This is a genomic window from Flavobacterium panacagri (assembly GCF_030378165.1).
GTDB lineage: Bacteria > Bacteroidota > Bacteroidia > Flavobacteriales > Flavobacteriaceae > Flavobacterium > Flavobacterium panacagri.
On sequence record NZ_CP119766.1, the window covers coordinates 5,920,865 to 5,936,311 of the forward strand.

At 33.7% G+C, this 15,447-nt stretch carries 14 protein-coding genes; 9 read left to right on the top strand and 5 right to left on the bottom strand.

Features of this window, described 5'->3' with window-relative positions; translation table 11 throughout:
• Nucleotides 1-2: 2 nt before the first annotated feature.
• On the top strand, nucleotides 3-782 hold the full coding sequence (locus P2W65_RS25120) for an O-methyltransferase (RefSeq protein ID WP_289662510.1): 780 nt from the start codon (nucleotides 3-5) through the stop codon (nucleotides 780-782).
• 54 nt (nucleotides 783-836) lie between these two features.
• On the opposite strand, the gene P2W65_RS25125 is transcribed toward P2W65_RS25120, so the two are convergent.
• Complete coding sequence (locus P2W65_RS25125; protein ID WP_179002356.1) at nucleotides 837-1,496, bottom strand: DUF6565 domain-containing protein; 660 nt, start codon at nucleotides 1,494-1,496, stop codon at nucleotides 837-839.
• Nucleotides 1,497-1,790: 294 nt separating this feature from the next.
• Between P2W65_RS25125 and P2W65_RS25130 the strand changes: the two genes are divergently transcribed.
• The 5 genes from P2W65_RS25130 (at nucleotide 1,791) to secA (ending at nucleotide 7,565) form a co-directional block, all read left to right on the top strand.
• Complete coding sequence (locus P2W65_RS25130; protein WP_289662511.1) at nucleotides 1,791-2,498, top strand: ABC transporter ATP-binding protein; 708 nt, start codon at nucleotides 1,791-1,793, stop codon at nucleotides 2,496-2,498.
• A 14-nt stretch (nucleotides 2,499-2,512) separates the two neighbouring features.
• Nucleotides 2,513-3,076: a hypothetical protein gene (locus P2W65_RS25135; protein WP_289662512.1), complete on the top strand. Its 564-nt coding sequence runs from the start codon at nucleotides 2,513-2,515 to the stop codon at nucleotides 3,074-3,076.
• 50 nt (nucleotides 3,077-3,126) lie between these two features.
• Nucleotides 3,127-3,696, top strand: coding sequence for a cob(I)yrinic acid a,c-diamide adenosyltransferase (locus tag P2W65_RS25140; protein ID WP_289662513.1), 570 nt, complete (start codon nucleotides 3,127-3,129; stop codon nucleotides 3,694-3,696).
• Nucleotides 3,697-3,912: 216 nt separating this feature from the next.
• Nucleotides 3,913-4,134, top strand: coding sequence for a DUF2795 domain-containing protein (locus tag P2W65_RS25145; protein WP_007138072.1), 222 nt, complete (start codon nucleotides 3,913-3,915; stop codon nucleotides 4,132-4,134).
• An 86-nt stretch (nucleotides 4,135-4,220) separates the two neighbouring features.
• Nucleotides 4,221-7,565 carry a preprotein translocase subunit SecA gene (gene secA / locus P2W65_RS25150; protein ID WP_289662533.1) on the top strand — a complete coding sequence of 1,115 codons (3,345 nt, stop codon included), beginning with the start codon at nucleotides 4,221-4,223 and terminating at the stop codon, nucleotides 7,563-7,565.
• Between the two features lie 142 nt (nucleotides 7,566-7,707).
• Here the strand turns inward: secA and P2W65_RS25155 are convergent, their stop codons facing one another.
• The 4 genes from P2W65_RS25155 to cysC all read right to left on the bottom strand — a co-directional run bounded on the left by P2W65_RS25155 (nucleotide 7,708) and on the right by cysC (nucleotide 10,626).
• The gene (locus P2W65_RS25155; protein WP_289662534.1) at nucleotides 7,708-8,370 is read right to left on the bottom strand and encodes a TrmH family RNA methyltransferase; all 663 of its coding nucleotides are present in this window, start codon (nucleotides 8,368-8,370) and stop codon (nucleotides 7,708-7,710) included.
• 61 nt (nucleotides 8,371-8,431) lie between these two features.
• Nucleotides 8,432-9,400, bottom strand: coding sequence for a sulfotransferase family protein (locus P2W65_RS25160; RefSeq protein WP_289662535.1), 969 nt, complete (start codon nucleotides 9,398-9,400; stop codon nucleotides 8,432-8,434).
• 3 nt (nucleotides 9,401-9,403) lie between these two features.
• Nucleotides 9,404-10,093 carry an aspartyl/asparaginyl beta-hydroxylase domain-containing protein gene (locus P2W65_RS25165; protein WP_289662537.1) on the bottom strand — a complete coding sequence of 230 codons (690 nt, stop codon included), beginning with the start codon at nucleotides 10,091-10,093 and terminating at the stop codon, nucleotides 9,404-9,406.
• 5 nt (nucleotides 10,094-10,098) lie between these two features.
• On the bottom strand, nucleotides 10,099-10,626 hold the full coding sequence (gene cysC, locus P2W65_RS25170) for an adenylyl-sulfate kinase (RefSeq protein WP_289662539.1): 528 nt from the start codon (nucleotides 10,624-10,626) through the stop codon (nucleotides 10,099-10,101).
• Nucleotides 10,627-10,791: 165 nt separating this feature from the next.
• On the opposite strand from cysC, the gene P2W65_RS25175 reads away from it, so the two are divergent.
• The 3 genes from P2W65_RS25175 (at nucleotide 10,792) to P2W65_RS25185 (ending at nucleotide 15,315) form a co-directional block, all read left to right on the top strand.
• Complete coding sequence (locus P2W65_RS25175) at nucleotides 10,792-11,481, top strand: SIR2 family NAD-dependent protein deacylase (RefSeq protein WP_289662540.1); 690 nt, start codon at nucleotides 10,792-10,794, stop codon at nucleotides 11,479-11,481.
• Nucleotides 11,482-11,560: 79 nt separating this feature from the next.
• Nucleotides 11,561-12,907: an adenylosuccinate lyase gene (gene purB / locus P2W65_RS25180; protein WP_179002363.1), complete on the top strand. Its 1,347-nt coding sequence runs from the start codon at nucleotides 11,561-11,563 to the stop codon at nucleotides 12,905-12,907.
• 170 nt (nucleotides 12,908-13,077) lie between these two features.
• Nucleotides 13,078-15,315, top strand: a complete 2,238-nt coding sequence (locus P2W65_RS25185; RefSeq protein WP_289662541.1) for a cation:proton antiporter domain-containing protein — start codon at nucleotides 13,078-13,080, stop codon at nucleotides 15,313-15,315.
• Nucleotides 15,316-15,447 lie beyond the last annotated feature (132 nt).

A 15,447-nucleotide genomic window follows, 5' to 3' on the forward strand; every position in this document is an offset into this window, starting at 1 on the left:
AAATGCTTTTTCAAGTACAATCTTATCTAAAATTTCTCTGGCATTCTAAAAACGAACATGCTGTACATTCACCTTTCGTTTTTAATTTATTGACAAAGTGCTTTTATGATAAAAAGACAAAACCAGAATACGCTATTCTTAAAAAGTATAGAAAATCACTTTTAGAAAATAAAAATTTCATTGAAGTAACTGATTTTGGCGCAGGATCAAAAGTTTTTAAATCAAATCGAAGACAGATTTCTAAAATTGTACAAACAGCAGGAATTTCAGTAAAAAGAGCCGAATTATTATTTCGTGTAACTCGTTATTTTCAGCCGACAGCTGTTCTTGAAATAGGAACTTCTTTGGGATTGGCAACTTCAGCTTTAGCGTTAGGAAATCCGGAAGCAAAAGTTATCACTATAGAAGGTTGCCCAAATACTGCTGGTATTGCTCAAAAACAATTAAATGAATTCGATTGTAAAAATGTTGAAAACGTGATTTCTGAATTTGAATCTTTTCTCGTTTCAGAAAATCTAAATTCTAAAATTTACAATCTAATCTATTTTGATGGTAATCATTCCAAAAAAGCGACTTTGGCTTATTTTGAACTTTTATTGCCTACAATTAATAATGATTCTGTTTGGATTTTTGATGATATTCATTGGTCTGAAGAAATGGAAGAAGCTTGGGAAATCATTAAAAATCATTCTATGGTAAAAGTCACAATTGATACTTTTCAATGGGGATTTGTGTTTTTTAGAAGAGAACAGGAAAAAGAACATTTTATAATAAGGGCATAAAAAAAAAGACGATCATAAATGATCGTCTTTTTTTCTAATTCAAAATCTTAAAGCTTATTTTTTTGCTTCTTTATTTTCTTCAGCTTTTGCTCCCATTCTATTTACGGTATACATAGGCGCAAACTTAATTTTCAAACCAGCAATTTTTCTATTGTCTGCTGCAGTCAAACCTTCTTTTTCAACAGTATTTTTTCTGCTGTCAAGTGCTTCATACAATACTTTAATTTCATCCCAGTCTTCTCTAGAATATTTATCCTTATTATTTTCAACCGTATGAACAAATTGTTGGTACACACTATGAATATTCTGAGCGTTTACCCAGCTGAAGCTCATATCATCTCCAATTTTTCCTTCACCAAATAAGGCATTTCTTAATTGTTGTTTAGGACTTGGAGCCGGTGGGGCAAGAAGGGTGGTCATTTCATTTTTAAAATCCTCATACTTAGCTTTGCTTGCATTTATTTTCTCTGTTTGGGCAGTATTATCTTTAATATCTGCTAAAGCGGCATCAGCTTCTGCTGCTCTTCTATCGTATTCCGATTCAACAGTATTCCAATTTTCTTTAAGATCTTCGGCTTTAACATTTTTAACCGAATCTACGTAGGTTACATAAGAATCAATTGTTTTCTGTGCCTTTTCTTGTTTTTCGTCTTTACATGATGTAAAGCTCAACGCTAATAATGCAATTCCTGTAGCTATTTTGATATTTTTCATAATTTTGATTGTTTTTAATTAATAATATCAAATTTACTTAAAAGACAATGCTTAAAATTACATTATTTCCATCTTTTTAAGATTTATAAAATAATAAATTTATAAATTCAACCAAATAATGATAATTATACAAAACAACATCACTAGGATATAACGGCTTTAAAAATATATTGTTGATTATTTTGTTATTTCAATAAACTAAATGATGTTTTTGTAACAAAAACCAATTATCAGCTACTTATCAGTTTTATTCAAAAGTGTTTTGTACTTTTAAATCCAAAATTGTAAACCAAAATGGCTGAACCATTAATTAAAATAACTGACATCAAACGAAATTTTGTTTTAGGCAACGAAATTGTTTATGTATTAAAGGGAATTAATTTAGAAATAAAAAAAGGCGAATATGTAGCATTAATGGGACCTTCTGGATCTGGAAAATCTACGTTAATGAATTTATTAGGCTGTTTGGATACACCAACTTCTGGTCATTATGTTTTAAATGGAAAAGATGTCAGCCAAATGAGAGATGATGAATTGGCCGAAATCAGAAATAAAGAAATTGGTTTCGTATTTCAGACTTTTAATTTATTGCCAAGAACAACAGCACTTGATAACGTTGCACTACCAATGATATATGCTGGCTACGGAAAATCTGAACGAATTGCGCGAGCAACCGAAGTTCTAAAACAAGTAAACCTAGCCGATAGAATGGATCACCAGCCGAATCAGCTTTCTGGAGGACAACGCCAGCGTGTAGCTGTTGCAAGAGCTTTGGTAAACAAACCATCTATTATTTTAGCCGATGAACCAACAGGAAACTTAGACAGTAAAACGTCTGTAGAAATCATGAAGCTTTTCGGAGATATTCACGCACAAGGAAACACTGTAATTCTAGTAACGCATGAAGAAGATATTGCTGCTTATGCACATCGTGTTATTCGCTTAAGAGATGGATTAATTGAAAGTGATACTTCTAAGGAATTGCAATCAAATAAGATTTAGACGTTAGACCATAAATGAGACCTATAAAATTTTTGTTATTTTTCTTTTTATTATTCACAGCCTGTAAGGAGAAAACGGTAACAGAGATTCGTTATACTAATCTACCGCCAAAAACAAAAAAAATCAAAATAAATTGGTTAACAGACAAAACAGTCAATATAAAAACTATTATTCATTTATCTTATGTTAAAGGTTTTGAATGTGATTCTGTAATTGGTTTTAATTACATTGGTTTTGAAGGAGAGCATTTTTATTTTCCAATTAATGAAAAAGGTCAATATATAAGTACAATTAAACAAACACAAAAACTCAGTCAAAATCAAATATCCAGATTAAATTCAATTATTCGAGATAAAAAAACCTATGAAAATCCAGATATAGCTGGATGTTATGAACCAAGATTAGCTTTTGTATACTTTAAAGACAATTCGGTAATATGTCAAACACAAATTTGTCTTGACTGTAACCAGCTTCAGTCTTCTGCAGTTATTGCCGATGGTGCTGATGGTAATCTAAACAAAGAAGCTGTTAAAGAAATAACAGAACTTCAAACTGAGCTCGGCTTTACAAAAAACTAATTAAAAAACTTAGCATCTCAGCACCTCAGAACCTTAGTATCTTAAAAAAAATGAAAGTATATACCAAAACCGGCGATAAAGGTACAACAGCTCTTTTTGGAGGAACCCGCGTACCGAAAGACCACATTAGAATTGACAGTTACGGAACCGTTGATGAACTTAATTCATACATTGGATTAATTCGTGATCAAGAAATAGATTCACATTACAAAACCATTTTAATCGAAATTCAGGACCGTCTTTTTACGGTAGGCGCCATTTTGGCAACTCCTCAAGAAAAAGAAGTCTTAAAAAACGGAGAACTTCGCTTAAAAAATCTTGGCATAATCGATTCTGACATCCAATTACTCGAAAACGAAATAGATAAGATGGATCAAAGTCTCCCTCCAATGACTCATTTTGTTTTGCCTGGCGGACATCCGACCGTGTCACATTGTCATATAGCACGCTGTATTTGCCGTAGAGCCGAGCGTTTGGCAGTACATTTAAGCCATAATGAACACGTTCCAGAAATCGCAATTATGTACTTAAACCGACTTTCTGACTACCTTTTTGTCTTGGCACGAAAGTTGTCGTCAGACCTTAAAGCGGAGGAAGTGAAATGGATTCCGCGTAAGTAAACAGTCTGAGTTTTCAGTTTTAATACTGCAAACTCACATAAAAACTGAATACTTTAAAGTACAGTAATTAGGAGCAAACATCGGTTTTCATACTGCAAACTGCCACTGAAAACTGATTACTAATATAGACGTTCTTAAATTTTATTAAAATAAATCAAAATTTACTTGTCTTTTTCAGTAAAAAATTTATTTTTGCACAAACTAAACAGATAACAGATGTATTGGACATTAGAATTAGCATCTTATTTAAGTGATGCGCCATGGCCTGCTAACAAAGATGAACTTATTGACTACGCGATTAGAGCAGGTGCTCCATTAGAAGTAGTAGAAAACCTTCAGTCTATCGAAGATGAAGGCGAGATATATGAATCAATGGAAGAAATTTGGCCTGATTATCCAACAGACGAAGATTATCTTTGGAATGAGGATGAATATTAAAAAAATAAACCAAAGGAAAAAGTCTCATCATAGAGGCTTTTTTTTTGGTTCAAATACATATAAATAATAAAGAAATACAATAAATCATGAGTTTCATAAACAGTATTATTAAAGTCTTTGTGGGTGATAAATCACAGAAAGATGTCAAAGCTTTACAACCTTACTTAAATAAAATTAAAACATTCGAAGCTCCCTTAATGAGTCTATCTAACGACGAATTGAGAGGAAGAACTGTTTTTTTTAAAGATAAAATAAAAGAAGCTAGAGCTGACAAAGATGCTAAAATTGCTGCGCTTAAAGCGGAAGTAGAAAACATCGAAGACATCGACAAAAGAGAAGATCTTTATGATGCTATAGATGCCCTTGAAAAAGAAGCTTATGAAATCTCTGAGAAAACTTTATTGGAAATTCTTCCAGAAGCTTTTTCTGTAGTAAAAGAAACGGCTCGTCGTTTCAAAGAAAACTCTCATATTGAAGTTACTGCAACTGCAAAAGACCGTGAATTCTCAGCAGCAAAACCTTATATTACTATTGAAGGCGACAAATCGATTTGGGCTAACAAATGGAATGCTGCCGGAAAAGACATCACTTGGGACATGATTCACTATGATGTTCAATTGATTGGTGGTATGGTTTTACACGAAGGTAAAGTTGCCGAAATGCAAACGGGAGAAGGTAAAACTTTGGTTGCTACTCTTCCTCTTTACTTAAACGCTTTGACTGGAAATGGAGTTCACTTAGTAACTGTGAATGACTACTTAGCAAAACGTGATAGCACATGGAAAGCACCTTTGTTCGAATTCCACGGTTTATCTGTTGATTGTATCGATAATCACCAGCCAAGTACAGAACAAAGAAAAAAAGCATACGACGCTGATATCACTTACGGAACCAATAATGAATTTGGTTTTGACTACTTAAGAGATAACATGGCACACTCTCCTAGTGATTTAGTTCAGAGAAAACACAATTTTGCCATTGTCGACGAGGTTGACTCTGTATTAATTGATGATGCTAGAACACCGCTTATTATTTCAGGTCCAGTTCCTCAGGGAGATCGTCATGAATTTAACGAATTGAAACCAAAAATCGAAAACTTAGTTGCGCAACAACGTCAGTTAGCGAATGGTTTCTTAGCTGAAGCTAAAAAATTAATCAAAGAAGGAAATACTAAAGATGGAGGTTTCTTATTATTAAGAGCTTACAGATCTTTACCTAAAAATAAAGCATTAATTAAATTTTTAAGTGAAGAAGGAATTAAACAATTGCTTCAAAAAACTGAAAATCAATACATGCAGGATAACAATCGCGAAATGCATAAAGTGGATGAAGCTTTGTATTTTGTGATTGAAGAAAAAAACAATCAAGTTGAGTTAACAGACAATGGTATTAAATACCTTTCTGGAGATACTGATGCCGATTTCTTCGTTTTACCAGACATCGGAACAGAAATCGCTGCTATTGAAAAACAAAAATTAGACAAAGACGCTGAAGCGGAAGCTAAAGAAAGATTATTCCAGGACTTTGGAGTAAAAAGCGAGCGTATTCATACTCTTACTCAGCTTTTAAAAGCATACGCTTTATTCGAAAAAGATGTAGAGTATGTGATCATGGACAACAAAATTATGATTGTCGATGAGCAAACAGGTCGTATCATGGATGGTCGTCGTTATTCTGACGGATTACACCAAGCAATTGAAGCAAAAGAAAACGTAAAAATCGAAGCTGCAACACAAACATTTGCAACTGTTACATTACAGAATTATTTCAGAATGTACAGCAAATTAGCTGGTATGACAGGTACTGCTGTTACAGAAGCTGGAGAGTTATGGCAGATTTACAAATTAGACGTTGTTGAAATCCCAACTAACCGTGGAATTGCAAGAATTGACAAAGAAGATTATATCTACAAAACTACACGTGAAAAATTCAACGCTGTAATTGAAGATGTTACTGAATTATCACAGGCTGGAAGACCAGTATTGATTGGAACAACTTCTGTAGAGATTTCAGAATTATTAAGCCGTATGCTTAAGATGAGAGGAATCACGCACAACGTATTGAATGCTAAAATGCACAAGCAAGAGGCGCAAATCGTTGAAGAAGCTGGTAAAGCTGGAGTTGTAACAATTGCAACAAACATGGCTGGTCGTGGTACCGATATTAAATTATCTCCAGAAGTAAAAGCTGCTGGAGGTTTAGCAATCGTTGGTACAGAACGTCATGATTCTCGTCGTGTAGACAGACAGTTACGTGGTCGTTCTGGTCGTCAGGGAGATCCAGGAAGTTCTCAGTTCTATGTTTCTCTTGAAGATAACTTAATGCGTTTATTCGGTTCTGAAAGAGTGGCGAAAGTTATGGACAGAATGGGATTGAAAGAAGGTGAAGTGATTCAGCATTCTATGATGACTAAATCGATCGAACGTGCTCAGAAAAAAGTAGAAGAAAACAACTTTGGTGTTCGTAAACGTTTATTAGAATATGATGACGTAATGAACTCACAGCGTGAAGTAGTTTACAAACGTCGTCGTCATGCCTTATTTGGTGAGCGTTTGAAACTGGATATCGCTAATATGCTTTATGATACCTGCGAATTAATCGTAAGCAATAGTAAAGTGACAAATGATTTCAAAGGATATGAATTTGATTTAATTCGTTATTTTGGAATTACATCTCCAATTTCTGAGGCTGATTTCTTGAAATTATCTGACATTGAAGTTACTGGAAAAGTATACAAAGAAGCTTTAGCTTTCTACACTGAAAAAACAGAAAGAAGTGCTAGAGAAGCTTTCCCAATCATAAAAGGAGTTTATGAAGAGCCAAACAATCATTTCGAAAGAATTGTGGTTCCATTTACAGACGGAATCAAAACTTTGAACGTGGTAACTGACTTGAAAAAAGCTTACGATAGCGAAGGCGCTCAATTAATTGCTGATTTCGAGAAAAATATCACACTTTCTATTGTGGATGAAGCTTGGAAAAAACACTTACGCAAAATGGACGAATTGAAACAATCGGTTCAATTAGCTGTTCACGAGCAAAAAGATCCATTGCTTATCTACAAATTAGAAGCATTCAACTTATTTAGAGGAATGTTGGACAACGTTAATAAAGAAGTTATTTCATTCTTATTCAAAGGAGATTTGCCAGCTCAAAACACACCTGAAATTCACGAAGCAAGAGAAGTACGTCAAAAAGAAAACTTTAAATTAAGCAAAGACGAAATTCCAAACAGCGAAGAAATGAACCGCGAAGCTGGAGAAACGCAACAGCGTCAAGTTACAGAAACTATTGTGAGAGATATGCCAAAAATCAATCGTAACGATACTGTAACAGTTCAAGAAGTTGCTACTGGTAAAACAGAAACAATGAAATTCAAAAAAGCAGAAAGTTTGTTAGCTGCTGGAACTTGGGTTTTAGTTAATGAATAAAAGATTTTAATCTTAAAATATAAAATCCCCGACTACAATAGTAATCGGGGATTTTTTTTTATTCTTTTGCCACGAATTACACAAATTTTCTAGAATTGTATTTTAAAAAATCAGAGTGAATTCGTGTAATTCCTGGCTCTAATTATCGCGGATTATCCTGATAATAACGTTCTTCTATTCTCTTAATGTCTTTAATTGAATTCTTCGCCCAAAGCAAACGTTTAACTAGAATTTCTTCATCTGTTAACTTCCAATCAATATCAGATCGGCGGAGTCTATTGGTTAAACTTTGGATAATAATAGCTGCTGAAACTGAAATATTCAAACTTTCTGTAAAACCGACCATTGGAATTTTTAAAAATCCATCGGCATTATCCATAATTTCTTTTGACAATCCTTCTTTTTCGGTTCCAAAGAATAAAGCACTTGGTTTTGAAATATCAAAATCTTCCAGCATACAATCTTTTTCGTGTGGCGTCGTCGCAATGATTTGATAACCTTTACTTTTCAAATCAGAAAGACATCCTGAAACCGAATCAAATCGATTGATATCAACCCATTTTTGTGCACCTAAAGCAATTTCTTTGTCGATTCTTTTTCCAAAACGCTGTTCAATTACATTTAATTCCTGAATTCCAAAAACTTCACAGCTTCGCATTACTGCACTTGTATTATGCATCTGGTAAACATCTTCAACTGCAACTGTAAAATGTTTTGTTCTATTTTCTAGTACTTTTAAAAAATTAGCTTTTCTATTATCAGTTAGTATGTTTTCTAAGAATGCGAGATAATCTAAATCAATCATTTTATTTATGTTTGGCGCAAAAATACATAAATAATAGAAAAAGAAGGCTTCGTCTAAGTTTTCAACGTGCTAAATCTTCAATGAAATTCGCGTGAAGCTTTTCATATAGCATTTTAACCTTTGTCAAATTCGCAGATAAATTATCATCTTTATAAGAATCCCCACTAAAAACAGTACTTTCATTTTTAGAATGTTTTTTAAGACGTTCCAACATCCCATTCCATTCACTTTCAGAAAAACTGGCATTTATAAAAGATATAAATCGTTCAATGACATTTTTCATTCCGTCATTATAATTAAGTATTATTACATTGCAATCTGTTTCATAAAAATCTAGAAAACCTTGAAAATATTTTTCTAGAACCAAAGCTTGATATTGCCAAAAATTTATCTCTTCAATCTCTTTGGTAGTAATCCCAAAAACACTCGACGGAATTATACTAGGAACCATATGCATGCCCGCGTGCTTTTGATGCGATCTTAAAACCTCTTCTGGGTTTCGGTACAATAAAGCAAAAGGGACTTCAGGAAAAACCGATCTCAAATAAGAAGCCTTAAAAATACTCCAAGCATCCAGCTTTATAATAAGGTTATTTTGTTCAGGAAATCTTTTTTGACCAAGCAATCTGATAGCCGATTTCAACAAAACGGTCTTAACATCTGCATCAAAAGCATTACTTCTTAGAATCTCATCGATAATAGGAGCTTCAGAAACCATAATGTTTTCTGGCGAAGTAGCAAGAGACTGACTCAACATAGTTGATCCGCATCTTGACACATGAAAAACCAATCCTTTCAGTTCGACAAAATCGAGTTCTTTAGACCAATCGATCAGATTCTCCGCTGTACTTACTACTTTAAAATGTTTTGAATTATAACTATGGCTTTTGCATTTCGCAATTGTTTCTTCAAAAAAAGGTTCTGCAAAAGGAATATCTGAAAAATAAATCCATTCAAAATAGACTTCATTTTCTTTTTCAATTAATTTAATTGGAATCCAATTTGAAATAAAATGCTGTATAACTTCCATTCTTTATAAGTTCATTTGTGATTGAAGATCTGCAATAATTTTAGAACTAATTTCAGATGGATTTCTAGAAAGCTCTGCAATAATCTGGTGTTTTACCTCATCTGAAAGCTGCTCATTTGGCATAAAATTCACATCAAAACCCATTTTAGAAAACAATTCATCAGACCAATCATTTCTTATGCAATCCAGCGTTAGGTGAATTCTAGGTTCCGTACTTTTATTCTGTACACTATGCGGTAATTGAAAATTAGCATACCAGCACTCTCCCATTTTCATTGGGACTATTTTCTGGTCTACATAAAAATAAACTTCAGAATTCGTAATAATAGGAATATGAATCCTGAAAAAACCATCTTCATATGAAGTGTCATTATCAACATGTTCTTTAATTTCGCTTTGAGGCCCGAGTCTTAATAATCTCACCGCTTCTTTTTCGCACTTAAACCAATCCATTATTTCTTTAAAATAAGAACAGCTGTCAAGCAAAGGTGTATTTTTATATTCTTTATCAGGAAAAGAAAGAATATCAGTTTCTAATCCCGATTGTGACCGCAAAGAAACACTGGTCCATTTTCCTTCATAGCGATTGATATTAAAATGCGGTGTCCACAGATTAGTCTCGCAAGTCACTAAATCGTTTTGCAGTTTTTCTATCGAAAAAGAAATTGGAAGCTGGCAGGAAGAAGGATTCATAAGTCTTAAAAATTTAAATTGCTAATTATAAAATTGTACAGTTTATGGGCAGAAATCGAAACGGTTTCAGAATCTGTTTTTAAGACCAAATCTGCTTTTTCTGGAATTTCAAAAACGTCACTTATCCCCGTAAAACTTCGAATTTTATTTTGATCATGGTCTGGCAATAATGCTCTTTTATACAACCCTTTTGGGTCTCTTTCAATTAAATTAGTAATAGAACAATCTAGGAAAACCGTCCTAACGAATTCGAAAGAACGTAATTCATTACGAAGATTTTCATACGGATTGATAACCGACATTAAAACAATCTTATTTTCTACGATTAAATTTCGGCCAACAGTAAAAAGACGTCTTACATTTTCACAACGGTCTTCTTTAGAAAATCCTAAATCTTTACAAATTGTCTGTCGGTAAACATCGCCGTCTACTATTTCTGCTTCATAATTGTTTTGAAGCAGCAGATGCTTGACATTTTCTGCCAACGTTGTTTTTCCTGAACCAGAAAGTCCTGTAAATTGAATTAAAATCATATTAGAATCACTTTTACCAAACACCACATTAAAACTAAATAATTAAAAGCGAGAGGCAAAGAGTATAAATACCTATTCTTTTTTCTAAAAAGTATAATCGATCCACACTATTTACTAAACATTTGAATTAGGAAATCACTATTTTTATCTTTTAATAGAAGTAAAATGAAAAAGAAACTTGTAGTATTAACCGGAGCCGGAATCAGTGCTGAAAGCGGTATCAAAACCTTTCGCGACAGTGATGGTTTGTGGGAAGGACATGATGTAATGGAAGTCGCAACTCCTGAAGGCTGGCATAAAAATCAAGAATTAGTTTTGGATTTTTATAACAAACGCCGTCAGCAGTTAAAAGAAGTCAATCCGAATTTAGGACATAGTATTCTGGCTGAGCTGGAAAAAGATTTTGATGTTTACGTTATCACTCAAAATGTTGACGATTTACACGAACGTGCCGGAAGCACAAAGGTTTTACATTTGCATGGAGAATTATTAAAAGTTCGAAGTGTTCGGGATAAAAATCTAATTTTAGACTGGACAGAAGATTTAAACACTGGAGATCTTGATGCAAACGGAAATCAACTGAGGCCTCACATTGTTTGGTTTGGTGAAGAAGTTCCAGCATTGGAAGAAGCAATTGACATAACCGAAACTGCAGATTATTTTGCCGTAATTGGGACTTCGCTTCAAGTTTATCCTGCCGCAGGATTGACAGCTTATGTTCCGAGTACAACTCCTATTTTTTACATTGATCCCAAACCAATTGCAATTCCAAATATCCGAAATAAAGTAGAAACGATTGCCAAATTTGCATCTGAAGGAGTTGCTGATTTGAGAACACGATTAAATTCATTTTGAATGCACAAATGAGCGTTTTAATTGCCTGTAATCGCTAAATTCTGTTTATATTTGCACCTTTCGAAAAAACAACATAACAATGACTACTCTAAACGAATTGAATGCTATTTCTCCAATTGATGGAAGATATAGAAATAAAACTCAAAATTTAGCCCCTTTTTTCTCTGAAGAAGCTTTAATAAAATATCGTGTTTTAGTTGAAGTGGAATACTTCATTGCTTTATGCCAAATTCCATTACCTCAACTACAAGGTATTGACGCTAGTTTGTTTGAAAGCTTGAGAAACATCTACAAAAACTTTTCTACAGAAGATGCACTTTGGATTAAAGAAACAGAAAAAGTAACCAACCACGACGTAAAAGCGGTAGAATACTTTATCAAAGATGCTTTTGAAAAATTAGGTTTATCTCAATACAAAGAGTTCATTCACTTCGGATTGACGTCTCAAGATATCAATAATACTGCTATTCCGCTTTCGACAAAAGAAGCATTTGAGCAAGTTTATATGCCAACTTTAGTTGCTGTAATTGCCAAATTAAAAGAATTAAGCGTTGAATGGAAGGATATTCCAATGCTGGCACGTACACACGGACAACCTGCCTCTCCTACTCGTTTAGGAAAAGAGATTTTGGTTTTCGTAGAGCGTTTAGAAGAGCAGATGCGTTTGTTATTTAATGTTCCATTTGCAGCTAAATTTGGTGGTGCAACTGGAAACTTCAATGCACATCATGTAGCGTATCCGCAAATTGACTGGAAACAGTTCGGAAATAAATTTGTTGAAACAGATCTTGGTTTACAGCATTCCTTCCCAACAACACAAATTGAGCATTACGATCATTTTGCTGCTTTTTTCGATGCTTTAAAAAGAATCAATACTATTATTATAGACTTAGACCGTGATATTTGGACGTATGTATCAATGGACTATTTCAAACAAAAAATCAAAGCTGGCGAAATTGGTTCTTCTGCAATGCCACACAAAGTAAATCCAATTGACTTTGAAAACTCTGAAGGAAACTTAGGAATTGCAAATGCTATTTTCGAACATCTTTCAGCAAAATTACCAATCTCACGATTACAGCGTGATTTAACTGACAGTACGGTTTTACGTAATGTTGGAGTTCCATTCGGACATACTATTATTGCTTTTGAGGCAACTCTAAAAGGGTTGAATAAATTACTTTTAAACGAAAGTAAATTTGCTGAAGATTTAGAAAGAAACTGGGCAGTTGTGGCTGAAGCAATTCAGACTATTTTACGTCGCGAAGCGTATCCAAACCCTTACGAAGCTTTAAAAGGCCTAACAAGAACAAATGAAGCTATTGATAAAAATGCAATTCATAATTTTATTGCAACTTTAGAAGTTTCAGATGCTGTTAGAGCAGAATTATTAGCAATAACTCCTAGTAATTACACAGGAATCTAAAGAAAATACCAAATATTTTGTCAAAAAAAGCTATCTTTATCGAGATAGCTTTTTTTATTTAATTCGGAGCTAAACCAGTATTACCTAGCCATTTATTCTTATAAAAGAGCAGTGGATTTCATTACAATGAAAAGCTGGATCAGCTCCTTAAAAAAATACCACGTTTTTATATGATTGCATTAAATGCCGCTGCCGAAAGTACACACCACTTACAACCCTTAATTAGTGATTTGGGATTAATCCTGATGACTGCCGGAATTGCCGTTCTACTATTTAAAAAAATGAAACAGCCTTTGGTTCTAGGCTACCTGATTGCAGGATTTTTAGCTGGAAACCATTTTGATTTTTTCCCTTCTATAACAGACATGAAAAGTGTTGAAGTTTGGGCAGAAATCGGAGTTATATTTTTACTTTTTAGTTTAGGACTCGAATTCAGCTTTAAGAAACTAATGAAGGTTGGAGGAACCTCTTCTGTTACCGCCATAACCCAGATAATGTTTATGACATTGATTGGTTATTGTGTCGGACAATGGATGGGCTGGGGAAAAATGGACAGTATTTTCCTTGGAGCGACACTTTCTATTTCTTCCACAACGATTATCATCAGGGCTTTTGATGAATTGGGAGTGAAAGGAAAAAAGTTCGTTGGAATTGTTTTTGGAGCTTTAATCGTTGAAGATATTGTAGCCATTTTAATGCTTGTTTTATTATCGACAATTGCAGTAAGCGATCAGGTTTCTGGAGGCGAATTATTGCAGTCTGTTTTAAAATTAGTATTCTTTTTAATCATTTGGTTCTTAGGAGGAATTTTTATTATTCCAACGATTTTGAAAAAAGCAAAGCATCTTTTAACTGATGAAATGCTACTTATTATTTCGTTAGCATTATGTTTGATGATGGTAATGTTTGCAGCAAATGTTGGTTTTTCTCCCGCTTTAGGCGCTTTTATAATGGGTTCTATTATTGCTGAGACTACACAGGCAGAAAAAATTGAGCATTTAATTCAGCCTGTAAAAGATTTATTTGGCGCTGTTTTCTTTGTATCTGTCGGAATGTTAATTAATCCTGAAACGCTATTGACTTATGCACTTCCAGTTGGTTTGATTACACTTTTAACTATTTTCGGAAAAGCATTTAGTTCTTCTATCGGAGCTTTAATTTCTGGTCAGCCTTTGAAACAGTCTGTACAGACCGGAATGAGTTTGGCGCAAATTGGAGAGTTCTCTTTTATCATTGCAACACTTGGAATGACGCTGAAAGTAACCAGTGATTTCTTGTATCCAATTATTGTAGCAGTATCAGCAATAACAACGTTTACAACTCCATTTTTAATTAAGTATTCGGAAAGATTTGCTTTATTTTTAGAATCAAAAATGCCGAAACGATGGGTTAAAAACATTAATCGATACAGTGTAAATGCTCAAGCAATTAAATCGGTCAGTACTTGGCAGATTGTATTGCGATCTTCAATTACTCAAATTATACTTCATACTATTATTATTACCGCAATTATTTTATTGTCCTCTAAATTCGTTGCGCCTTTAGTGGCCGATACTAGATTTGGAAATACTTTAGCTGCTTTATTGACTTTAGTGATTATTGCACCATTTTTATGGGCATTGTCACTCCGTCGTGTTAAAGTAGATGAAGTAGAAATACTTTGGGAAGAGCGTAAATACCGCGGGGCATTATTGATGCTTATTCTAATCAGGATGAGTCTCGGATTATTCTTTGTCGGTTTTTTATTGAATATCTTCTTCTCGCCTTTGGTTGCTTTTATAGCGCTTATTATCGCTATTGGAGCCTATCAAATTTTCCCTAAAAAATTAAATGAACAATATCATAAAATCGAAAATCACTTTTTGAAAAACCTCAACGATCGTGAAAACAAAAAGATTGATAGAAGATATGCTAATTTGATGCCGTGGGACGGTCACATGTCCTTTTTTGAAATTAAAAAAGAATCGAATCTTGTTGGAAAAACACTGCAGGAATTAAAGATCCGAGAATCATTAGGAATTAACATTGCTTACATCAAACGCGGCGAAGTAACCATTCCAATACCGACCAAAAATGAACGTTTATTTCCAGGAGACGAAATTTGTGTAATTGGTACCGATGCCCAAATTGTTGAATTTACAAAGTATCTAAATCAAAATGAAACTGAAGCTCCTGGAAAAGTAGAAGAAACAGATATTGTTTTACGTCAGCTGGAAGTTTCTCAAGATGAATTTATTCAAAAAAGCATTGGCCAATTCAGAGCCAAAACCGACGGAATGGTTGTAGGTATTGAACGAAACGGAAATCGTATCCTAAATCCGGAATCCAGTTTAATCTTAGAAAAAAATGATATTCTTTGGGTTGTTGGAGATAAAAAAAGAATGAATACTTTATTATCTGCAAAGTGAGTTTTTTAAGATACTAAGGTTCTAAGATGCTAAGATTCTCAGTTTTTTTATAAAGCGTTGAGATTTTCATAAGTGAAAATTCCAACGCTTTTTTTACTTTATTCCATAAAAGCAAAAATGCTAAAATTCTAA